This is a genomic window from Shivajiella indica, from assembly GCF_042683085.1.
Taxonomy (GTDB): domain Bacteria; phylum Bacteroidota; class Bacteroidia; order Cytophagales; family Cyclobacteriaceae; genus Shivajiella; species Shivajiella indica.
The window spans coordinates 127,426-148,193 of the sequence record NZ_JBHUIV010000025.1 but is presented as its reverse complement, the minus strand read 5'-3'; the positions used below and the strand labels follow the sequence as shown (position 1 = coordinate 148,193).

The following is a 20,768-nucleotide window of genomic DNA, read 5'->3' as shown; positions in this document are numbered from 1 at the left end:
ATTATCGTATTAATTATTATTCAACCACCTTAGCTGGAATAAAACTACAATAGTTAAGTTAATGGCGGCAAGTATTACGGCGATTTTTTGTGGGTTGGCATCTGCTTGGATTGCCTTTGTTTTATAAGGTTCAACGTAAACGATATCGTTCTGTTGTAGATAGTAATAAGGTGAATTAAGAACTCCTTTTTCATTTAGATTGATCCTGGAGGCGGTTCGGACTCCGTCAATTTCACGGATAACCAAGACATTTTCCCTTTTTCCATAAGCAGTCATATCTCCTGCAAGACCAAGAGCCTCCAGGACGGTTATTTTCTCGGTTGGGATAACAAAAGAATTTGGCCTTTGGACCTCTCCGATAACCGTCACTTTAAAGTTCATAAACCTTATATTGATAATAGGGTCTTTCACATATTCATTCAAAAGGCCGGCCATTTTGTTAATTGCTTCCTGCTTGGTAAGGCCCTCTAATTTGATTAATCCAATTACAGGATAGTTGATGTTTCCACTTTTATCCACTAAATAGTTTTCATTGATTGGATTGGAAACTACTGTGTTATTTCTGTCTCCTGAAGGCATAAGCACCCCCACATTAAATAACATATTGGATTCTGCATTGAGACTGGTTACTGTTATACTTAATAAATCATCGATTTGAATCCTAGGCTCATTGGATTGACTTAATGGGACTGTGAAATCTGAATAAGGGTCAATATCACTGAAATAAACAAGGTTCCTTTGTGCGCAAGAGGAAAACAATAAGGATAAAACACTAACGATAAAGAATTTTTTCATGATGTAAATTAATTAAAACTGAATATACAAACAAAATTCAGTTCTAGTTACAGCTTCGCCCGCTCAGTCACAATAAATTTTGTGCTTAAAGGCTACCGTTGGGTTAAAATAAATTGCAATTAATTGATAATCAAAGGTAAATATATTGAATCACCAATTAAAAGGAAGTTTGTTTTTGAATTCCTGAGGCAATAATAAGGAAATTATTTATAATGCAAAAATTTATATGTAAAAAACTTTTTTTAAAGTATGTAAATATTTTTTTCGTTTAATTTATTAGTTTTATTTTAACTGCATCGAACACTAATTCCACCTATATTTGAACAAGTTGCATTTAATTTACGAATTTCTGACAAAATGAAATCCGATTTAAATATTAGCAAATGCAATATTTTTTGTCCGAACAAAATATAAGTGTTTTTACATTTTATTAGGTAAAAATTTTGTCGAAATATAAAGAAAACTTAAGTGAAAAAGCAAACTTTTAGAGTTTAAAATTAAATTCAAAAGTCTCTAAAAGTTTGTTTATCTTAAATAAATAGGGAGCTTATAGAAGTATTTCCTGTAACAGCATGAATGGCCTTTGAAAAAAGGTCAGCCACAGTAAGGACCCTGATTTTTGAGGAAGCTTGTTTAAGGGGAATGGTATCAGTAATAACAAGCTCTTGAAGAACTGAATTTTCAAGATTATTATAAGCATTTCCGGAAAGCACTCCATGAGTGGCTATTGCCCTTACCGATTTTGCTCCTTTATCCATAATGATTTGAGCGGCTTTACATAAGGTACCGGCCGTATCCACCAGGTCATCCACTAATACTACATCACGTCCTTCCACGTCTCCGATTACCTGCATGGAAGCTACTTCATTAGCTCTTTTCCTATGTTTGTCACAAACGACCATTTCGACTTCAAAATGTTTGGCATAAGATCTTGCTCTTGCCACTCCACCTACATCAGGTGCTGCGAAAATCATGTTTTCTGTTGCTAATCTTTCCAGGTAAGGTACAAAAATGGCTGAACCGTTTAGGTGATCTACAGGAATATCGAAGAACCCCTGGATTTGGCCGGCATGTAAATCGCAGGTCATGATCCTGTCTGCTCCAGCTGAAGTCAGCATGTTCGCAATCAATTTGGCTGCAATTGAAACCCTAGGTCTATCTTTCCTGTCCTGCCTCGCATATCCATAATAGGGAATTACAGCACATACTTTATATGCACTTGCCCTTTTGGCTGCATCTATCATTAAGCATAATTCCAATAAATTATCCGCTGAAGGCATCGTTGACTGTATCAAAAATACAGTACATCCTCTTACTGATTCATTATAACTGGGAGACATTTCTCCATCACTGAATTTTGAAATAGTAAGATCCCCGAGTTTTTTCCCGTAATGCTTTGCAATTTTTTCAGATAAGGCTTGGCTATAGGTGCCTGAGAAGAGTTTGACCTCTGTCATCATTTATTATTGTCTTTAAGTAGTTTGAGAAGTTCTTTGTGCAAAGGTAATTAATTTTGGCTGCATTAAGATTTAATTTAAACCGTATATAAAAATAATGACTCCTTTGAAAACCTATTGTTTCTCGGAAATAATTACTTCTCCATTGAAAACACCAATTGTATTGTATTTATTAAAAGTCAGACAAAAATCTATATCAGCCTCAATATTTTCATTTTGAAGCCTTTTGGTGTGAGATGCTCGGGAAAGTAATTTCTTAAGATTGTTTTGATGGCATTCATATAAACTTTCCAAAGCTATTGTCGTATCACATTCAGTCTGAAAATTGGATTTGAGGACAGTGGCAAGAGCACCTGCATATAAGGAATCCTCTAAATTGAATTTACCTTTCCAACCGGCGCATAATATCAATATATTTTCTCCTTTTGAACTCAGGTATTTAGCAGTGGCATTCAAGTTCAAAAAGGAACCAATGATAATGCTGCTGGCATTTAGTTTTGACTTTTCAATCGCATGAGTTCCGTTGGTGGTTGTCATGGCAATTTTCTTTCCTTTATATTGACCATTTAAAAATTCTATGGGAGAATTACCCAATTCAAACCCTTCAGCTGTTTTGCCATCTCTTTCCCCTGCAATAATATAGCCTTTACCCTGCATGCCCATACATTCTTCCAGGCTGTAAAATGGAGTAATGGAAAATACTCCATTTGCCAGGGCAGAAATCATAGTGGAAGTTGCCCGAAAAATATCAACAATTACTACATTTTTTCCTTTGATCTCATATAGATGTATCAACTCTGGACTTAAGCAGGTTTCAATTTTCCGCATATTACTTTTTGCTTTCAAAGTTAATAATAGATCTTGTTAAAATTTATAATTGAATTTTGGAAGTGTTTTACAATAACTCAATTCTCAAATAATTGATTATATGAAATAAAAAAAATGTATTTTATATATAAAAATTTGTTTTTTAAAAAAATATCATTTAACCTTGTGAAAAGATTTATGAATTGTTTAAACAACTTGAAAAGCTTAAGCCTATAAGGATTCAATGCTTTAGTTTTTTTGAACAAGTCATAGTTGTCATTCAAGTTTTTAATTAGTTGGAGTTATGAAAACAAAAAATGTTATTCTTTCGGATGTAAAGCCGTCAAAAATTGGGGCTTATCCAATTAAAAGTAAATCTTTTCAATACCTTCCTTTGGTGGAGGGTAAATCACCTTTTGAACTTACCATTGAAAGGAATAAGTCTTTGTCAGATGACCTAATGGTTATTGGTAGATTAGATAATTTCAAGCATTCAAGGGATGTATTTTCGAAACTTAAGATTTTCAATTATGATGAAATAATTGAAGCCTGTCCTAAGAATACGGCCTCTGCAGCTGCTTTTGCTGCTTTTGAATCAGATCCTGAGGATATTTTATTGATTACGCCTTCAGATCAATTAATAATTGCTGATAAACACTATTTTGAAGTCATTGAAAATGCAAAGAAAATTGCAAAAAATGGCCATTTAGTGATCATTGGATTGATACAGACCACTAAGAATCAGAAGAAGAGTGATTTTAACAAAAATGCATTACCCGCAGATGAAAATTTACAGCATCAGACTAACCTTGACATCCGAAATATGGATATAAAGCTTGTCAATAGCGGCATTTATTGTTTTAGGGCACAGGATTTTTTGGATGAATTGAAAGACCTTGAACCTGAATTATTCCAGTCCGTAAAAAGAGCGCATTTTAAAAAGAGTGGGGGCTTTGTGAATGAAATTTTAAATGAACTTATCCCTGAAAAGAGTTTGGAATGCGTGATATTATCCAGATCCCAAAAAGTTAAAGTTTTGCCTGCCGAATTCAATTGGTATTATGATATTAATACAGTTAAAAAATTGAAAATGGAAGTTAATCATGAAGTGAATTAAGGTAATGAGTACAATCCGAAATGTTCATCTAAAGCAGTTTTTGGATGATAAAAAATTACCGGATTAAAAATCATTTAAATGTATTTCGAATCAAAAAAAATGTAATTTGTTTTTGTTTTATTGATTTTAATATTAATTTTATGCCAGTGAAAATACGGTTAACTATTGATTGATTGTAAATAACTGGTTTTCAACAATTTAAATTTGTTTTAGTGTATGGAGACTCTAATCTCAAGCCCCAGTAATTCCAAAGTTTTTAGGACCGAATCTGATTTTGTAATAAAACGGTACTCCGAAAATCTTTTGGATAGCTCCCAAATCCTCTTCAAAAGAATTTTGGATATTTTGATTTCCAGCCTTTTTTTAGCCTTGGTTGGAATTTGGTTATTCCCGATAATCGCGATATTAATAAAACTGGATTCAAAGGGACCGGTTTTTTATAAACAACTTAGGGATGGTCAGTACAATTCCAGGTTTATATGTTTCAAATTCAGGACCATGACCTATAATCCTGAAGATAATTTTAAGCAAGCCGTTAAACATGATCCTAGGATTACTAAAATTGGTGCTTTTCTTAGGAAAACAAGTTTAGATGAATTGCCTCAATTGTTTAATGTCCTCACTGGCGAAATGACTTTGGTGGGGCCTCGTCCACATGCAGTTGAAATGAATCAGAATTGCAGGGAAGTATATGATAACTATATGTTGAGACATTTGGTTAAACCAGGAATTACAGGATTGGCTCAGGCAAAAGGTTTCAGAGGTGAAATAAAAAGTAAGTTTGATATGCAATCCAGGTTAAAACTTGATCTCTTCTATATTGAAAAATGGAGTCTAGGATTGGATATAAAAATAATCTTTATCACCATTCACAGTATATTGTTCAAAAATGAAAATGCTTATTGATTTTTTAAGGTTGATTTAATGAAAAAAGCTGCTAAAAGGCAGCTTTTTTTATTTAGGAGATGTTTCAGGATTATTTTTTAAGTAAGGGCAGCTTTTCTACTTTTGCCTTTAAGTTCTTATTTCTAACAGTGATTTCAATTTCAGTGCCTGTGGAAGCATAAGCTGATTTTACATATCCTAATCCAATTCCAATACCCATGGTTGGAGAGATTGTTCCAGAGGTAACTTCCCCGATTATTTCACCTTCTTTATTAGTTATAGGGTAATGAGCCCTGGGAATTCCTTTTTCCTTAAGAATAAAACCAATTAGTTTTTTATTGACTCCTTCCTCTTTTTGTTTTTTTAAATTTTCACTATTGATGAAGTTTTTTGTGAACTTTGTAATCCAACCCAGACCGGCTTCCAAAGGAGAAGTGGAGTCGTTAATATCATTTCCATAAAGGCAATAACCCATTTCCAACCTTAAAGTATCCCTTGCGCCTAATCCTATAGGTTTTATACCCCAATTTTTTCCAGCCTCAAAAATTGCATTCCACACTTTTTCGGCATCCTCATTTTTAACGTAAATTTCAAAGCCTCCAGCTCCGGTATACCCTGTTCCTGAAATGATAACATCTTTAACCCCTGCAAATTCGCCAATTTCAAAATGATAAAATTTTATTTCTGATAAATTAATTGGAGTGAGAGATTGAACGGCTTTTGAAGCTAAAGGACCTTGGATAGCGAATAAGGAAATAGAATCTGAGATATTTTCCAACTCAGCTCCCATATCATTATGCTTATTGATCCACTTCCAGTCCTTATCAATATTGGAGGCATTAACCACCAACATAAATTTTTTTTCACCCATCTTATAAACAATAAGGTCATCAACAATACCACCAGACTCGTTTGGGAAACAAGAGTATTGGGCTTGTCCAACAACCAGTTTAGATGCATCGTTTGAAGTCACTTTTTGGATCAGAGATAGGGCTTGCGGTCCTTTTACCATGAATTCTCCCATATGGGATACGTCAAAAACACCCACACCTTCTCTCACTGTTTTGTGTTCCTCAAGATCAGATGAATATCTTACTGGCATACTATAGCCTGCAAAAGGCACCATTTTCCCTCCCAATGCAACATGGAGGTCGTTTAGCGTAATTTTTTTTATATCTTCTGTCATCAGATGGGTTTATTTTTTAGCGAGCAAATCTAAGATATTTCAGGTACTTTCAGTAATAAAAAATGCCGGATTGAGATCCGGCACTATTATTAATTCGCATTTATTTTAAACCGAAAAACTCTCTCCACAACCACAGGTTCTTGATGCATTGGGATTTACAAACTGAAAACCTTTTCCATTCAGTCCATCTGAAAATTCAAGTGTTGTTCCAGCGAGGTATAATAAACTTTTTCTATCTACAATAATTTTAATTCCCTTATCTTCAAAAACATGGTCACTTTCAACCACCTTGGCATCAAAATCCAGGTCATACATCAATCCTGAACATCCACCACCTTTGACAGAAACTCTGATATTTTCATTTTCAGTTCTTCCTTCTTCTTTTTTCAGTTGGATAATTCGGTCTTTTGCTTTTTCAGTAACGACAATCATATTTTCAAATTAATTAATTCAAAGTTAAACAAGCATTTCATAAACATGATTACTTTTGGAATAATTCAATATCAAAGATAAAAAATTATTGAAATGAGAAAAATAGAGCATTTGGGAATTGCTGTAAGAGATTTGGAAAAGGCAAATGATCTTTTTAAAAAATTATTGGGAACTTCCTCCTATAAAGAAGAATTGGTTGAAGGAGAAGGTGTAAAAACCTCCTTTTTCATGATTGGTGAAACCAAGATAGAATTATTGGAAGCAACAAGTGAAGGCAGTCCGATAGCTAAGTTTATAAGTAAGAGATCCGAAGGAATCCATCATATTGCTTTTGATGTTGAGGATATTAATGCAGAAATAGATCGGTTGAAAAGTGAAGGATTTGAAATTTTGAATGAAGTTCCAAAAGTAGGCGCTGATAATAAGTTGATCGTTTTCTTACATCCAAGATCTACCAATGGTGTTTTGGTTGAACTTTGCCAAGAAAGAGGATGATTTTTATAATTTCAAATTTCTTTTTAAATTTTGCGTTTATATGATGAGTATCCACTTAATCTGATTTTCTAAAAAGCTAAATTTATAATTTTGTATTTTTGAATATAAAAACTTGTTTTTCAAATAAACAATAACGTAATTTGGCACAAATCTTAAATACTCTGATTTATATGTTTTTTTACAATGTTTAAAATATTTGAGTAATTTGAGCTTATGCCATTTGTTTTGAAATTAAATATTTTCTGAATTAATAATATATTAAAATGTTAAAAGTAGCCTTGATCGGTGCGGGTAAGATGGGTATTTCTCATCTTTCAATTTTGGGGGCGCACCCTGATGTTAAAATTGTAGGAGTCTGCGATACATCGAAAATCGTTTCTGATGTTTTGGAAAAGTATAGCGGCTATGACTGCTTTACAGATTATATCAAAATGGTGGATACGACTAAACCAGATGCGGTTTTTGTGGCGGTTCCGACCAAATTCCATTATAAGATGGTGAAAGATCTTTTGGATAAAAATATCCATGTTTTTTCCGAAAAGCCATTTTGTTTAAATCCCACAGAAAGTAATGAACTGTTCCTTTTGGCAAAGAAGAAAGGATTGGTTAATCAGGTGGGGTATCACAATAAATTCGTAGGAACTTTTCAGGAAGTTAAAAGAATTGTAAAAGGTGGGTATATCGGAGATATACAACATTTTTTGGGAGAAGCTTATGGGCCTGTTGTAATTAAGAAAAAAAGTGAAACCTGGAGATCAGATCCAAATGAAGGAGGAGGATGCTTGATGGATTATGCCTCTCATGTCATTGACCTGATCAATGATATCCTAAGTCCGATCAATTCCTGTAAAGGGGCAATGTTGAAGTCCATTTATTCTAAGCAAGTAGATGACGCGGTGTATGCCCTTGTTGGAATCGAAACCGGTACTTCCGGAGTCATTTCTGTAAACTGGAGTGATGAAACTTACAGGAAAATGTCAACCTCTGTTACCATAATAGGTAATAAAGGTAAAATCGTTTCAGATGCGAATGAATTAAAAGTTTACTTCAAATCAGACGAGCATCCAAAAGAATATAGTAAAGGTTGGAATGTTAAATATGTAACCGATCTGACTGAAGAGGTTAACTTTTATTTACGTGGGGAAGAGTATTCAGCACAGATTGATTATTTCGTAAAGGCAGTACAAGGAATAGTTCCTAATGCTATCAATACTTTTGAAAGTGCCTGGAAAACAGATTTGTCTATCTCTATCATTAAAAATAATTCAAAGTAATGGAAAGGATATTATTTGGCGATAACCAATTCTTCGCCGTAAACCATATTTCGGATGAAAAGTCCAGGGCTCAGGCTATCAAATTTAAAGATGATTCTGCTATACTTAAGGTTCTAGATGATGCCATGGCAGCTGGGATCAACACATTTATGTGTACCACGCATGACAGAATAGCAAATATTTGTGAAGTAATCAGAAATAATCCTGAAAAATATAAGGACTTCAAAATTTATCCTTGCATGCCCTATGCCCACAAATATGCAAACGCAGTTACAGAATTAGGAATAGTTGGAACATTGAAGCAATATGTACCGGGGAATTTCTTTGGTTCATTGTTTAAAGGAGGAGTTGCATTCGTCAACAAGGACTTTATTTCTATCATGGAATTATTGGTTGATGCAGAGATGAAAATGTTCAAAGGAGTCAACACTCCTGTAATATTTTTACAAAATGTGATCACGGATTTATTACTGGGATTGGGCATGAATGAATTGTTGATCGCATTTGCTAAGCATGTTGAAAAAAAATATAATGCAGAAGCAGGTTTCATTACTATGAACCTACCCAAACTATTACCGGTCTTGGAAGAAGGTGGTGTTAAAAACCCAATTATCTGTGCTTCAATCAATAAAGTCAATTTTAGAATGTCTGGTGGTAAACCACTATATGAGGAAATTTTAAAACAAGGAAGGTGTAGGGTTATTGCAATGCAAGTGCTTGGAGGAGGAGCCATACCTCCTAAAGAAGCTTTGGAATATGTGGCCAAATTACCGAATGTGGAATCTATATTATTCGGAGCTTCTTCTAAACAGAATATTCAGAATACTGTTGACACAATTACCTATTATGACAAACAAAAAGTGCTGAATGAATAGATGAATTTTTTCTAAATAGAATTTTCAAGCTGGCCCAATTCCAAGGTCAGCTTTTTTTCATCTTTTCAAATCGGCAAGAAATAGCCAAATAAATTCTCTAATTTAATCCTTTCATTTCCATGCAGATTTGCTATCAAATTGAGATGCCATCTCTCTTTTGGGAATTAAGAGTATCTTTGCAGTTCTATATAAGAAATGAAAAACAAACATGTCTAAAGAAAGAACGGAAATCAGTGAAATAGGAGAATTTGGCCTGATTGAACATCTCAATGAAAATATAAAGCTTAAAAATTCATCAAGTCTTAAAGGAATAGGGGATGATGCTGCCGTGATTGCTTCAGGAGATCATGTAAAAGTGGTTACTACTGACCTTTTATTAGAAGGGGTACATTTTGACCTCTCATACGCCCCTCTTACCCATGTTGGATTCAAGGCGGTTGCTGTCAATATTTCAGACGTAGCAGCAATGAACGCAGTTCCGAAACAGATAACGGTAAGCGTTGCCTTATCCAATAGGTTTTCAGTAGAAGCCGTAGATGCTTTATACGCAGGGATCAATGCTGCTGCTGAACATTATGGTGTTGATGTAGTTGGAGGAGACACTACAGCCTCCAGATCTGGATTGTTGATTTCAGTTACCGCGATAGGGGAGGCCCTACCAGAACAGGTGGTCTACAGATCCGGCGCAAAATTAAATGACATTGTCTGTGTTACAGGGGATCTGGGTGGCGCATTGGTTGGTCTTCAGATATTGGAAAGGGAGAAGCAGGTTTTTTTGTCCAATCCTGATATGAAACCGGAATTGGAAAAATATCAGATTGTGACTGCCAGACAATTACGCCCCGAGGCCAGAATGGATATCATTCATGAATTTCGGGAATTGGGACTTGTGCCTACCAGTATGATGGACATTTCTGATGGATTGGCGTCGGAATTATTCCATATCTGTAAAGCCTCAAAAGTAGGAGTTACCATATATGAAGATAAACTGCCGATTGATAAACAGACATACGATACGGCTGTGGAGCTTGGATTGGACCCAATTACCTGCGTATTGAATGGGGGAGAAGATTATGAACTGTTGTTTACCATTGACCAAAAGGATTTTAATAAAATTGAAAAACATCCGGATATTCACTTTATTGGGCATGTCACCAAAGAGGAGGAAGGAAAATATTTGGTTACTAAAAGTGGAACGGCTGCCCAATTGAAGGCACAGGGTTGGAAGCATTTTTAAAGAAATTTCCAATAGCTTTTAATTTTTTGGAAAATGAGGAGCTATTGGAAACTTAATTGGATTTAGAGCCTTATTTTTTTAAATTTATCATATTTCTGACTTTTTAATTTTTATGTCCAGAATTCTTAAAACTTCTTTATTTTATCCTCTTGAGGTAATTATTGACGACAGGGAGCCAATTTCTATAGAAAAGAAATTACTTGAAAAAGGCAATTTATTGGTACAAAGGAAGAGGCTGGAAGTCGGAGATTATATGTTTGATAATGAATTAATAGTTGAAAGAAAAACGATTTTGGATTTCTGCGCTTCAATCAAAGACGGTCGTTTATTCAAACAAATAGGAAAGTTAGCCAATTGTACAATTCCTGGCATTTTGATTTTGGAAGGGAAACAAAAAGATTTTAAAGCAACTGATTTTTCAGCTCCAGCCATCAATGGTATTTTGATTTCTATAAGTGTGGGATTTAAAATTCCAATTCTAAGGTCAAAAGGAATTGAGGAAACAGTATCAATTATGTTGCAGGGATATAAACAATTGACAAAAGAGAGTTTTCAATACTATAGGTCCCATCCGCGGAGAAGGAAGTTTAAAAAGAAGAAAGACAGGCATTTTCATGATAAAATCCATATCCTGGAGGGATTCCCTGGAATTGGTAATGAGAGGGCTAGATCATTATTGGAAAAATTTCAAACACTTGGTCGGGTTTTCCAATCTAGGAGAGAGGAATTTCTTGATATAAAAGGAATTGGCCCCAATACTTGGAGCCAATTCCAGGAGATTTTAAAGAAGTAAATGAAATGCCTTATTCTTTAATGGGTTTTTTATGCCAATAAGAAGCCAAAACTGAACCACTGATATTCATTAAAGGACCAAATACAGCCGCGGCCAAACCTACGGTTGCTATTTTCCCCATTTCCTTGGCCAGCCCTGATGCCAATCCGGCGTTTTGCATACCTACTTCAAGTGCAATGGTTCTACAATCCTTTTCATCCATTCTGAAAAGTTTTGCAGCCCAATAACCCAAGGTATATCCACTTAAATTGTGGAATACAACCAATAAAATTAATAATGGACCAATATTAAGCAGGCTATCCCTTCCTGCAGCGGTGATTATAACTATGATAAATGCGATTCCCAACATGGATACCAAAGGCATGGCTTCATCTAACCATTTTGATTTTCCGCCTAGGAACTTGTTGAAAATAAGCCCTGCACCAATGGGGATGATAACTATTTTAACAATATCCATGACCATTTTAAAAACATCCACCTCCACAAATTCACCGGCCAGCCAACCCATCAAAACAGGAGTAACAAATGGTGCCAACATGGTTGTAATTGCAGTTATGGTTATGGAAAGCGCAAGGTTCGCCTTGGCCAGGAAACTCATGACATTAGAGGCCATACCACTTGGAGAACAACCGATGAGAATCAGTCCGGCAGCTATTTCAGGAGGGAAACCACTTGCTTTGGCCAACGAATATCCAATAAAAGGCATAATAGAAAACTGGCATAAAACTCCAATTAAAACTCCCTTTGGCATTTTTACTACCCCATAAAAATCTCTTAGACTCATGGAGGTTCCCATACCGAACATGATGATCTGTAATAAGGGAACAATCAAATTGCTCAATTTGTAATCACCAACTTGGGTAAATACAGCAGGATAAAACATAGAGGCAGTCACTGCAGCAAAAATCATGGTGGTATATGTATATCCTTTGAGGCTATCATAACCCCTAAATCCTATTCCCAAAAGGATGAAAAAAAGAATGAGCAGTGGCCCTACCCATGAGCTGTTATTTTGGAAAATAAAAATAATTGAAAGTAATAATACTGGTATGGAGGTCCAAAGAAGGTATTTGTAAACTATCGATTTCAAGGGTGTCTTTGTTAGGTTTTATTTTTAATTTTAAAACAAATTTGAAATTATGGCAAACGGTAGGCTTGTCGGGAAAGAAGGTTCCAATCCTTCCCTTTTTTTACCCATACCATCATGTTGCCGATGCGGATATCAACAATTTCGCCGGAATTGTTTTTTGCTTTCGCAGAATAAATATGTCTAACAACAGCTACATTGTTTGAGATTTTAATGGTTTGATCACTGACATTGACAGAAAGGTAATCAAATGGCGTGAGGCTAATAATTTCTTCTATAAATTCCTGTTTGTTTTGAACAGCTCCACTGGAATGGCCATATACCAAATCTTTCGAAAGCATCTTTTCAAATTTTTCCTTATCTGCTTCAACTACTGCCTTGGCGAATTCATTTACAGCTTTTTCTACTTCTCCTATATCATTTTGAGGGCTATAGAAGTTGCCTGGATTATAGAGAAAGAATAGGAATATTAAATATTTCATAGATTGAAAATTTAAAAAAGGGCTGTGGCTTTGGATGCCACAGCTCCTTGTTGATAATGTAGTTAATTAACTCCAGGTTCTGTCATGGGATCTTTTTTCATCCCATTCAGTCGTAGGAGCAAAGTAGGAAGAATCAGATTTATGAAGATGTTGTTTTACGACTTCATCATTGAGTTCTATACCCAATCCTGGGGCATCCAATGGCACTGTAGCGTAACCTTTTTCTATCATTTTGCCTCCCCAAGTGGTTTTGACCAAATCTTCCCACCAAGGAAGGTCTACTGAATGATGTTCGAGTGATAGAAAGTTTTGAGTTGCAGCGGCACAGTGAACATTGGCCATAAATGAAACTGGTGTTCCTGCCTGATGCATAGCCATGGCAATGCCAAATTCTTCAGCATAATCTCCGATTCTTTTGGTTTCGAGAAGACCTCCAGATGAAGCCAGATCTGGGTGGACAATATCCACTGCATGGGAATGAATTAAATCTTTGAAGTTTTCTAGAAGAAAAATATCTTCCCCAGTTGTGGTAGGAGTTTCCAGGGCTTCTGTAATTTTTCTATGTTGTTCAGTCCATTGCCAGGGAACCATATCCTCCAACCATGCCAGATTATATTTTTCCAAAGCTTTTCCCAATTTGATACAATTATTCATATCGATATGTCCGTAATGGTCAGTAGAAATCGGAATCTCATAGCCCACCATCTCCCTTACGCTATGGACAATTTTGGCAAGTTCATCCAATCCTTTTTCAGTAATTTGTATACCGGTAAATGCATGTTTGGTGTTTGCATAGGACATATATCCACCCTGCCATTGACTAGAACCTTGTTTCATAATATCAGTGTTATTCAAGGTTCCGGGTATATTTCTGACTTGGTTTATTGAAACATCCATTTTCAGCCAGGTATATCCCTGCGTTTGTGTCCGGTATTTGATCGCTTCTCTCTGTTCCGCAGGTGTATCTCCTGTTGGGGTATCGGCATAAAGCCTAACACTATCCCTGTAACGTCCTCCCAATAACTGCCAGGCTGGTACATTGTAAGCCTTGCCACAAAGGTCCCAAAGTGCCATTTCTACTGCACAAACTCCTCCGGCCTGACGCGCCTGACCACCAAATTGCTTAATGATTTTAAAGATTTTTTCTACATTACATGGATTTTCTCCTAAAATTCGGCTCTTGAGCATCAAGGCATACCTTGGATCCGCCCCATCTCTTACTTCTCCAAGTCCATAGATACCCTGATTGGTATCGATTCTTATGATCGCAGTTCTGCCCAATACTGTGGTAACACAGTATCTTAAATCTGTGATTTTTAAATCCGATGGCGCTGAAGCCCTTTTGACATTTGAGGTAGTTTCTGCCAAAGTATCGCTTAAGGAAAGGCCCATTAAGGCAGAAAGTGAAATCCCACCGAGTGCAGTTTTTTTAAGGAATTCTCTTCTGTTATCTTTAGTAAAAGGATTATTTATTTCCGCAAGCCTTTCTGCTGCATATTCTTTCTCCCTTAATTTGTTTTTAGCAATGATTTCTTGAAGTGTACTTTTCATGGGTTTAATGGTTAATTGTTAATTTTTTTAGATTAATAAATTTGGATGTTGAATAAAAATATTACCAATTTCTTTCCTTAAGGAAATTGTTCAACTCTTCCCTGCTCATTGGTAGATCTTGCTTTTTGTTTACCCAATCAAGAAAATCCTTGACAATGGGTTCACTCCACTTACTATCAATTTCTCCTGCAGTATATTTTCCTTCCTTCAATCTCTGAATACCAAATTGGTCGCGAAGCATGATAAATTCTGCATTGATTACCAGATCAGCTAATAAGTGGGATGGAATAAATATGACACCATATTTGTTGGCGAGTACAGCATCTCCCGGAATGACAGTAGCTCTTCCAATCCGTATAGGATAGTTGATGGTTGTCAGCATCATTTGTTGTATAAAGGATGGATCATGACCTTTTATCCATCCATTGAATCCCTCAATTCTCGATAAGCCAGCCATATCCCTAACGGATCCATAAAAGACCACACCTCTTTTTGATTTTGCATAAATGGCATTTCCGAGATTATCTCCAATTAAGGTTCCATCTACAATTTTTCCATAACTGTCAGCCACATAAACATCACCCTCTACCAATACATCTATTGGCCAGGAGTTAGTACCTCCTGCCTGGGTCCTTCCTTCTGACTTTCCGATTTCTTTTACCAGGTCGTTTAAATCATTCCTAAGCGGCATATATTGGGCTGTAACGGCCCTTCCAGTCATCACCCGATCATCGTCAATGATGACCCAATCGTTTTCGTATTGATTGTGATAACCTTTGTTTCTTAAATAACCCCAAGCTTCTTCCATTGAGACCTTTTCAAGCCTTTTTAAAAGGTTATCAGAAACTTTTGGCCTGCCATCCGGGAACCTTTCTCCAGTCCATTGTGAAGTTAAGGACTTAACCTGATCTACTGTGGGCGTAATTTGCTGGGCATCAGTAGGGAAAATTGCTATGGCAAAAATTGCCATTATTGATAAAATTAATTTTTTCATTATTGCTGGTTAAATGGGTTGCACATCTTTTTATTTAATTAATGAAATTCCGGTCTTTAATTCTTTGGTTTTTATAAGATTGGTTCAATACCTGTTTAGATTACTTGTTTTGAACCATATCAATTGAACCAAATTATTCAAAGAACGGGACATCTTTTACTGCATATTTTCTCATACCTTCCTCGTTGATTTCAACACCTATACCTGGTTTTTCAGATAAAGTAATAAAACTGTTTTCGGTTCTTGGACCATCATAGGTTACAATATCTTTCCATAATTGATCCGTATCCATATAAATCTGCCATTCCATAATCTGAAAATTAGGAACCGAGGCACAGACATGGCAACTTGCCATTGCTCCCAAGAAAGAGGCTACCATATGAGGAGAAAATGGTACGTAATAAAGATTAGCTAAATTTGCTATGCGTTGTGCTTCTCCAAGTCCTCCCGCCTTTTGAATATCCGGCATGATGATGTCCACAGCTGATTCTGACAACAGGCGCGTAAAACCATAAGCCAGATAAATGTTTTCTCCGGTACAAATCGGTGTGCTGGTTTGGGATGTTATTGATTTATATACTTCTGGATTGTCTGCAGGAATCGGCTCTTCCAACCACATGAGGTTGAGGTCTTCATACATTTTGGCCATTTTCAGTCCAGTTACCGCATCATATCTACCATGCATATCCACGCAGATATCAATATTAGGTCCAACAGCTTCTCTTACCGCTGCAATGGCATTGTACATTCTGTCAATTTCCATTGGATTAGCAGTCCAGTTGAATCTATCGTACTTATTTGGATCCCGCCCATCATCTACATCAAATTTCACAGCATTATACCCCCTGGCAACAGCCCCTTTAGCTGCATCTGCATAATCTTTGGGAGATGGGTTTCTCGATGTATATAATGCAGTATCGCAATATACCCGTATTTTATCCCTGAATTTTCCCCCTAGGAGCTGATAAACAGGTACTCCGAACACCTTCCCTGTCAAATCCCAAAGAGCGGTTTCTATAGCTGTTAGTACCGCAACAAAAACGCCTGATTGGGCTCCTCCGAAGAAGGCTCCTTTTCTTAGTTGTTCTGCAATTCGGTTTGGGTTCAACGGACTTTGGCCTTTGATTTGATTGCCTAATCTTTTGACCAAATGGTAGGTTCCGTGAATGGCATCCACTGCCTCTCCGCATCCCCATACATCCTGGTTCGTATATACTTTAACATAAAGGGCACCGCGTACGTAACCGCATTTCACATCTGTAATTACCAAATCGGAAGGGTTGGAATAGGGGGATTGTCTTTCTACTGCAGCACTTAAACCTTGACCAAATGTTGAAAAAAGGGCTCCGCCAGTTAGACCTGCGACTAAGCCTTTTTGAATAAATGATCTTCTTGTGTCTTTTCCTTTCATTATGCTTTTGGATTTTTTAATGATTTTTTTATAGTTCAATTTTTAAAAGAAAGGGGCATCCTGAACAGCATACTTCCTGATGGCTTCTTCATTTAGCGTTACTCCAACTCCCGGTTTATCTGTAATATGGATATATCCGTTTTTGATAATAGGTGCTTCCAAAATCAGTTCATCCCACATCTTCCATCTTGAAAACCAATGCCATTCCAAACAGAGGAAATTTGAAATAGAGGCACAACAATGACAAGCAGCCATGGCTCCAAAAGGGGAGGCTACCATATGTGGTGCGACCGGAACATAATACAGATTGGCAAGGTTGGCAATTCTTTGTCCTTCACCTAGACCACCACATTTATGAAGATCAGGCATGACAATATCAGCTGCTTTTTTTTCAAGGATTTTTCTGAAATCATGTGCCAGGTATTGATTTTCCCCTGTGCAAATAGGAGTAGTTGTTTGACTGTTTATTTCACGTAAACTGTCAAGGTTTTCAGCAGGAATGGGTTCTTCTAAAAACATCAACTTGAATTGCTCCATTTCTTTGGCGATTTGAATCCCTGAGGGAAGGTCATATCTTCCATGTGCATCAAGACATAAGTCCATATTCATTCCAATGGCCTCTCTTACCGCCGAAATCTGTTTCACCATGCGGTCAATTTCCCCATTTGAAGCAGTACGGTTAAATTCATCCTGCTTTGCAGGATCTTCTGCCCAATCTATATCAAATTTTATCGCAGAAAATCCGGCATTTTTTACTTCAATGGCACTTGCAGCCATGTCTTCGGGACTTTCGGAACTACTGGCACTGTCACAGTACAAACGGATTTTATCCCTAAACTTTCCTCCCATTAACCTATAAACAGGTTGGTTCATGGCTTTTCCGGCTAGATCCCAAAGTGCGATTTCGATGCCTGTAAGCACTGCTACATACATCCCTCCCTGGGCCCCGCCAAAATGACCTCTTCTTAATATCTGTTCTACAATCTTATTGACTTCCAAAGGGTTTTGGCCAATCAAAAATTGAGTCATATTGTCCCATCCTTCTGTTCCTGTCGCCACTCCGTAAGTTCCTCTGACTGCATCCATTGCTTCACCATATCCGGTAATGCCTTGATTTGTAGTCAACTTTACAAACATATGCGTGCCATGACCCTTCATGAAGGCTGTTTTGATTCCTGTTATTTTAAGATCAGAGGGGTTTGAATATTTTGGTCCCCTATCTACAGCTGCAATGAGCTCTGAACCAAAAGTGGGCATCAGTGTTGAAGTTGCTAATCCTGTAAATATTCCCTTTTTGAGAAATGAACGCCTTTTATTGTCCATATTCATTATTTTTTTGTTCAATGATTACCAAGTTCTTTTCTTAAGAATTTCTTGAATCTGTTCCCTTGGTACAGGCAATTCATCAATATGGTCATTTAACCACTTGGAAAAATCCCTTTCAATTTCTTCAGACCATCTTGTATCAATTTGACCAGCCGTATAAATACCTTCTTTGAGGCGTTGGTGTCCAAACATATCCCTAAGCCTTACTATCTCGGAAGTTATGACCACTTGTTCTGCCAGATGTGGTGGAATAAAAGAAACTGCGCCGTCCCTTCCCAATACCACATCTCCGGCCATAACTGTTGCCTGTCTTATTTTGGTAGGTTGGTTGATACCAGTTAGCATGGTATTGAGGTTTCCTGGTTGGTTATGATGGGAGGGATGGTAGCTAGTAAAATAGGAAGTGAAATTGCCCATCTCCTTTAGACCGGTTATATCCCGGATTGCTCCATCATATACAATACCGTTACCTGATTTGGAATAGATTGCAGTTCCTACATTATCACCGATAGTAGGACCGTTTACGTGAATTCCAAATTGATCCACTACGTAGACATCTCCTTTTACCAAAAGGTCTACAGGCCATGAGTTTTGACCTTTTTTACCTTCTTTTTTACCTCTTTCATCAATAGCATTGTGGATGTCAGGACGACCGGGAAGAAAAGTAGCTGTGACAGCTCTACCAACTAAAATGCTGTCTGGGTTAATTGTTTGCCAACCATCCGCGTATTGGTAGAGGTAACCTGCATTTTTCATTACTGCCCAAGCTTCGTCATGGGTGACCAATTTCATTCTTTTAAGAATATCTTCAGGAACTTTGGGTCTTCCATCCTCAAACCTTTCACCTTTCCACTCCCTTGTTAGATAGATAAGTTCTTCTTTTGATATTTGTTGAGAAAATCCTTCTGCTAAAAAAAAGAAAAGGAGAGCCACAACAGGAATTTTTTTCCAGTTCATGAGAAATAGATTTAGGGTAAATTGTTTTTTTGAAAGAAAGGGGAGCAGGTACTGATATTTCAGTACCTGCTTTTGGAATTATTTATGCCACCAGACCCTAGTATCTAAATTATCTGGTCCCTGTGCTGCAATTGCAGCATTCACGTTTTCTTCATTCACAGAGAGCTCCGAGTTTGGATAAGTAAGCCTATTGATAAACAACACCTCTCTACCTGGATATGGATTGGGATCAAGTACAGGAAACCCACTTCTTCTGAAATTTGCAAAAGCTTCAGGTCCATTCATGAATGAGGCTATCCAATACTGTTCATTGATCTGTTGAAGAGCAGTAGCGTCTACAATTGGATTTGCTGCGATATAGGTGTCAATATCGGCCAATGGGATCTCCATGGCAGGGTCATATTGGGCCATTTGAATCATGTGTGCACGAATGGCATCATGGAAATACCCTTCAACTGTTCCAGAGGTAATCCAACCCAATTGTCTGGCTTCTGCCAATAATAACAGGGATTGTGCAGCTGTTACCACAAAGCTTGGAGAAGTTAATTTCATCATCCTTCTTCTATCAACTTGACTGAAATCATAGAAGCTAGCCAAACCCAATTCTGCAGCGGCCTGAACAGCTCCAGCGTTGTCATTTCCCATTGGCATCCCGATTTGGAGAGCGGGGTCATAGGATTGAATAGCGGGAGTTTGTTCAGGACCAGAGGTGGCACCTACATACCTTACAGCAATTGATCTCAACCTTGGATCATTGGAATTCTTTAAGAAATTAACAAAAGGTTCAGTCAAATAGAAGTTTGCTGCCTCAGTTGCATTGAGTGTATTACCTGCAGGATTTGCATAATTGGCATCATGTCTGATAATTGCATTATCCAGGTTATTGGTAATAACCCCGCCTGCAAAGGCTTTGGCCACAGTCTGTTGTGCTAATGTAGGATTGGCTTTGGCCAATCTCATTCCGGCACGAAGGAGAAGGGAGTAACCAAACTTCTTCCATTTATCCACATTTCCTGCGAACAAAACATCGGCCGTTTCTATTCTTCCTGTGGTACTAAGTGCTGCTGATGCCTCATCCAGTTCTTTAATAATATCAGTGTAGATGGCTTCTTGGGCATCGTATTTTGGAAAAAACACTTGATTGCTATAACCTGCACCTGCTTCAAAATAAGGTATAGATCCGTAGCTGTCTGTTAAAACCATAAATGCATATGCCTGAATTATTCTGGCCATCTGCACCAAATTAGTCCTAGAAGGATCATTTTGAATTCTGTTAAGAGCATCTTTGGTGTTTTTGATCACATTCCTATAGTATTGCTGCCAGTTAGACTGGGTAGAAGCCCTATTGTCCTGATTGAAGTTAGCACCTGTTAAAACCCCGGAGTTAGGAGAAATCACTTGCTGCACAGCACCTACTTCATATACCAAAATACCAAAAGATGATGGAGAGGATGAAATGATCGCTTGGTTGATTTGGAACATTGCATCAATATTTGTTGCTGATACCGTATTGGTATTGAGCTCATCAAAATTTTGGTCACATGAGGTGCTATATCCAAAGAACAGCACTATCCATAAATATTTAAATATCTTTTTCATGATTTTCC

Annotated in this window: 20 protein-coding genes; 7 read left to right on the top strand and 13 right to left on the bottom strand. The window is 37.0% G+C overall.

Annotated elements, in window-relative coordinates; translation table 11 throughout:
• Positions 1 to 9 precede the first annotated feature (9 nt).
• The 3 genes from ACFSKV_RS17065 to ACFSKV_RS17055 all read right to left on the bottom strand — a co-directional run bounded on the left by ACFSKV_RS17065 (position 10) and on the right by ACFSKV_RS17055 (position 3,080).
• Positions 10 to 795, bottom strand: a complete 786-nt coding sequence (locus ACFSKV_RS17065; protein ID WP_380805484.1) for a polysaccharide biosynthesis/export family protein — start codon at positions 793 to 795, stop codon at positions 10 to 12.
• A gap of 530 nt (positions 796 to 1,325) precedes the next feature.
• Positions 1,326 to 2,252 (bottom strand): ribose-phosphate pyrophosphokinase, encoded by a 927-nt coding sequence (locus ACFSKV_RS17060; protein WP_380806423.1) that lies wholly within the window; start codon positions 2,250 to 2,252, stop codon positions 1,326 to 1,328.
• A gap of 114 nt (positions 2,253 to 2,366) precedes the next feature.
• Entirely contained in the window at positions 2,367 to 3,080 is a 714-nt protein-coding gene (locus tag ACFSKV_RS17055) for a 2-phosphosulfolactate phosphatase (RefSeq protein WP_380805480.1), read from the bottom strand.
• A gap of 283 nt (positions 3,081 to 3,363) precedes the next feature.
• On the opposite strand from ACFSKV_RS17055, the gene ACFSKV_RS17050 reads away from it, so the two are divergent.
• Positions 3,364 to 4,176, top strand: coding sequence for a glycosyltransferase family protein (locus ACFSKV_RS17050; RefSeq protein WP_380805478.1), 813 nt, complete (start codon positions 3,364 to 3,366; stop codon positions 4,174 to 4,176).
• 216 nt (positions 4,177 to 4,392) lie between these two features.
• On the top strand, positions 4,393 to 5,082 hold the full coding sequence (locus tag ACFSKV_RS17045) for a sugar transferase (protein WP_380805475.1): 690 nt from the start codon (positions 4,393 to 4,395) through the stop codon (positions 5,080 to 5,082).
• 70 nt (positions 5,083 to 5,152) lie between these two features.
• Here ACFSKV_RS17045 and gcvT read toward each other — a convergent pair whose 3' ends face one another.
• Positions 5,153 to 6,247: a glycine cleavage system aminomethyltransferase GcvT gene (gcvT, locus tag ACFSKV_RS17040; RefSeq protein ID WP_380805472.1), complete on the bottom strand. Its 1,095-nt coding sequence runs from the start codon at positions 6,245 to 6,247 to the stop codon at positions 5,153 to 5,155.
• Between the two features lie 105 nt (positions 6,248 to 6,352).
• On the bottom strand, positions 6,353 to 6,679 hold the full coding sequence (locus tag ACFSKV_RS17035; protein ID WP_380805470.1) for a HesB/IscA family protein: 327 nt from the start codon (positions 6,677 to 6,679) through the stop codon (positions 6,353 to 6,355).
• Between the two features lie 93 nt (positions 6,680 to 6,772).
• Between ACFSKV_RS17035 and mce the strand changes: the two genes are divergently transcribed.
• The 5 genes from mce to ACFSKV_RS17010 all read left to right on the top strand — a co-directional run bounded on the left by mce (position 6,773) and on the right by ACFSKV_RS17010 (position 11,353).
• Positions 6,773 to 7,174, top strand: coding sequence for a methylmalonyl-CoA epimerase (gene mce / locus ACFSKV_RS17030; protein WP_380805468.1), 402 nt, complete (start codon positions 6,773 to 6,775; stop codon positions 7,172 to 7,174).
• 263 nt (positions 7,175 to 7,437) lie between these two features.
• Entirely contained in the window at positions 7,438 to 8,448 is a 1,011-nt protein-coding gene (locus ACFSKV_RS17025; protein ID WP_380805466.1) for a Gfo/Idh/MocA family protein, read from the top strand.
• Positions 8,448 to 9,323 carry an aldo-keto reductase family protein gene (locus ACFSKV_RS17020; RefSeq protein ID WP_380805465.1) on the top strand — a complete coding sequence of 292 codons (876 nt, stop codon included), beginning with the start codon at positions 8,448 to 8,450 and terminating at the stop codon, positions 9,321 to 9,323. The genes ACFSKV_RS17025 and ACFSKV_RS17020 overlap by 1 nt, the downstream gene beginning before the upstream one ends.
• Positions 9,324 to 9,531: 208 nt before the next feature.
• Positions 9,532 to 10,560 (top strand): thiamine-phosphate kinase, encoded by a 1,029-nt coding sequence (thiL, locus tag ACFSKV_RS17015; protein WP_380805463.1) that lies wholly within the window; start codon positions 9,532 to 9,534, stop codon positions 10,558 to 10,560.
• A gap of 112 nt (positions 10,561 to 10,672) precedes the next feature.
• Positions 10,673 to 11,353: an ERCC4 domain-containing protein gene (locus tag ACFSKV_RS17010; RefSeq protein ID WP_380805461.1), complete on the top strand. Its 681-nt coding sequence runs from the start codon at positions 10,673 to 10,675 to the stop codon at positions 11,351 to 11,353.
• Positions 11,354 to 11,363: 10 nt separating this feature from the next.
• Here ACFSKV_RS17010 and ACFSKV_RS17005 read toward each other — a convergent pair whose 3' ends face one another.
• From ACFSKV_RS17005 to ACFSKV_RS16970, 8 genes are all read right to left on the bottom strand, one after another.
• Positions 11,364 to 12,404, bottom strand: coding sequence for a bile acid:sodium symporter family protein (locus tag ACFSKV_RS17005; RefSeq protein ID WP_380806421.1), 1,041 nt, complete (start codon positions 12,402 to 12,404; stop codon positions 11,364 to 11,366).
• Positions 12,405 to 12,490: 86 nt separating this feature from the next.
• The gene (locus tag ACFSKV_RS17000; protein ID WP_380805458.1) at positions 12,491 to 12,922 is read right to left on the bottom strand and encodes a nuclear transport factor 2 family protein; all 432 of its coding nucleotides are present in this window, start codon (positions 12,920 to 12,922) and stop codon (positions 12,491 to 12,493) included.
• Positions 12,923 to 12,988: 66 nt separating this feature from the next.
• The gene (locus ACFSKV_RS16995) at positions 12,989 to 14,473 is read right to left on the bottom strand and encodes a mandelate racemase/muconate lactonizing enzyme family protein (protein ID WP_380805456.1); all 1,485 of its coding nucleotides are present in this window, start codon (positions 14,471 to 14,473) and stop codon (positions 12,989 to 12,991) included.
• Positions 14,474 to 14,534: 61 nt separating this feature from the next.
• On the bottom strand, positions 14,535 to 15,467 hold the full coding sequence (locus ACFSKV_RS16990; protein WP_380805453.1) for an RraA family protein: 933 nt from the start codon (positions 15,465 to 15,467) through the stop codon (positions 14,535 to 14,537).
• 133 nt (positions 15,468 to 15,600) lie between these two features.
• Positions 15,601 to 16,878 carry a mandelate racemase/muconate lactonizing enzyme family protein gene (locus tag ACFSKV_RS16985; protein ID WP_380805450.1) on the bottom strand — a complete coding sequence of 426 codons (1,278 nt, stop codon included), beginning with the start codon at positions 16,876 to 16,878 and terminating at the stop codon, positions 15,601 to 15,603.
• 42 nt (positions 16,879 to 16,920) lie between these two features.
• Complete coding sequence (locus ACFSKV_RS16980; RefSeq protein WP_380806419.1) at positions 16,921 to 18,207, bottom strand: mandelate racemase/muconate lactonizing enzyme family protein; 1,287 nt, start codon at positions 18,205 to 18,207, stop codon at positions 16,921 to 16,923.
• Positions 18,208 to 18,225: 18 nt separating this feature from the next.
• On the bottom strand, positions 18,226 to 19,161 hold the full coding sequence (locus ACFSKV_RS16975; RefSeq protein ID WP_380805448.1) for an RraA family protein: 936 nt from the start codon (positions 19,159 to 19,161) through the stop codon (positions 18,226 to 18,228).
• Positions 19,162 to 19,239: 78 nt separating this feature from the next.
• Positions 19,240 to 20,760 carry a SusD/RagB family nutrient-binding outer membrane lipoprotein gene (locus ACFSKV_RS16970; RefSeq protein ID WP_380805445.1) on the bottom strand — a complete coding sequence of 507 codons (1,521 nt, stop codon included), beginning with the start codon at positions 20,758 to 20,760 and terminating at the stop codon, positions 19,240 to 19,242.
• Positions 20,761 to 20,768 lie beyond the last annotated feature (8 nt).

Excerpts from the sequence above, each read along its gene's own strand:
- ACFSKV_RS17065 (WP_380805484.1), bottom strand. The coding sequence starts at position 795 with ATGAAAAAATTCTTTATCGTTAGTGTTTTATCCTTATTGTTTTCCTCT.
- ACFSKV_RS17060 (WP_380806423.1), bottom strand. The coding sequence starts at position 2,252 with ATGACAGAGGTCAAACTCTTCTCAGGCACCTATAGCCAAGCCTTATCT.
- ACFSKV_RS17055 (WP_380805480.1), bottom strand. The coding sequence starts at position 3,080 with ATGCGGAAAATTGAAACCTGCTTAAGTCCAGAGTTGATACATCTATAT.
- ACFSKV_RS17050 (WP_380805478.1), top strand. The coding sequence starts at position 3,364 with ATGAAAACAAAAAATGTTATTCTTTCGGATGTAAAGCCGTCAAAAATT.
- ACFSKV_RS17045 (WP_380805475.1), top strand. The coding sequence starts at position 4,393 with ATGGAGACTCTAATCTCAAGCCCCAGTAATTCCAAAGTTTTTAGGACC.
- gcvT (WP_380805472.1), bottom strand. The coding sequence starts at position 6,247 with ATGACAGAAGATATAAAAAAAATTACGCTAAACGACCTCCATGTTGCA.
- ACFSKV_RS17035 (WP_380805470.1), bottom strand. The coding sequence starts at position 6,679 with ATGATTGTCGTTACTGAAAAAGCAAAAGACCGAATTATCCAACTGAAA.
- mce (WP_380805468.1), top strand. The coding sequence starts at position 6,773 with ATGAGAAAAATAGAGCATTTGGGAATTGCTGTAAGAGATTTGGAAAAG.
- ACFSKV_RS17025 (WP_380805466.1), top strand. The coding sequence starts at position 7,438 with ATGTTAAAAGTAGCCTTGATCGGTGCGGGTAAGATGGGTATTTCTCAT.
- ACFSKV_RS17020 (WP_380805465.1), top strand. The coding sequence starts at position 8,448 with ATGGAAAGGATATTATTTGGCGATAACCAATTCTTCGCCGTAAACCAT.
- thiL (WP_380805463.1), top strand. The coding sequence starts at position 9,532 with ATGTCTAAAGAAAGAACGGAAATCAGTGAAATAGGAGAATTTGGCCTG.
- ACFSKV_RS17010 (WP_380805461.1), top strand. The coding sequence starts at position 10,673 with ATGTCCAGAATTCTTAAAACTTCTTTATTTTATCCTCTTGAGGTAATT.
- ACFSKV_RS17000 (WP_380805458.1), bottom strand. The coding sequence starts at position 12,922 with ATGAAATATTTAATATTCCTATTCTTTCTCTATAATCCAGGCAACTTC.
- ACFSKV_RS16995 (WP_380805456.1), bottom strand. The coding sequence starts at position 14,473 with ATGAAAAGTACACTTCAAGAAATCATTGCTAAAAACAAATTAAGGGAG.
- ACFSKV_RS16990 (WP_380805453.1), bottom strand. The coding sequence starts at position 15,467 with ATGAAAAAATTAATTTTATCAATAATGGCAATTTTTGCCATAGCAATT.
- ACFSKV_RS16985 (WP_380805450.1), bottom strand. The coding sequence starts at position 16,878 with ATGAAAGGAAAAGACACAAGAAGATCATTTATTCAAAAAGGCTTAGTC.
- ACFSKV_RS16980 (WP_380806419.1), bottom strand. The coding sequence starts at position 18,207 with ATGAATATGGACAATAAAAGGCGTTCATTTCTCAAAAAGGGAATATTT.
- ACFSKV_RS16975 (WP_380805448.1), bottom strand. The coding sequence starts at position 19,161 with ATGAACTGGAAAAAAATTCCTGTTGTGGCTCTCCTTTTCTTTTTTTTA.
- ACFSKV_RS16970 (WP_380805445.1), bottom strand. The coding sequence starts at position 20,760 with ATGAAAAAGATATTTAAATATTTATGGATAGTGCTGTTCTTTGGATAT.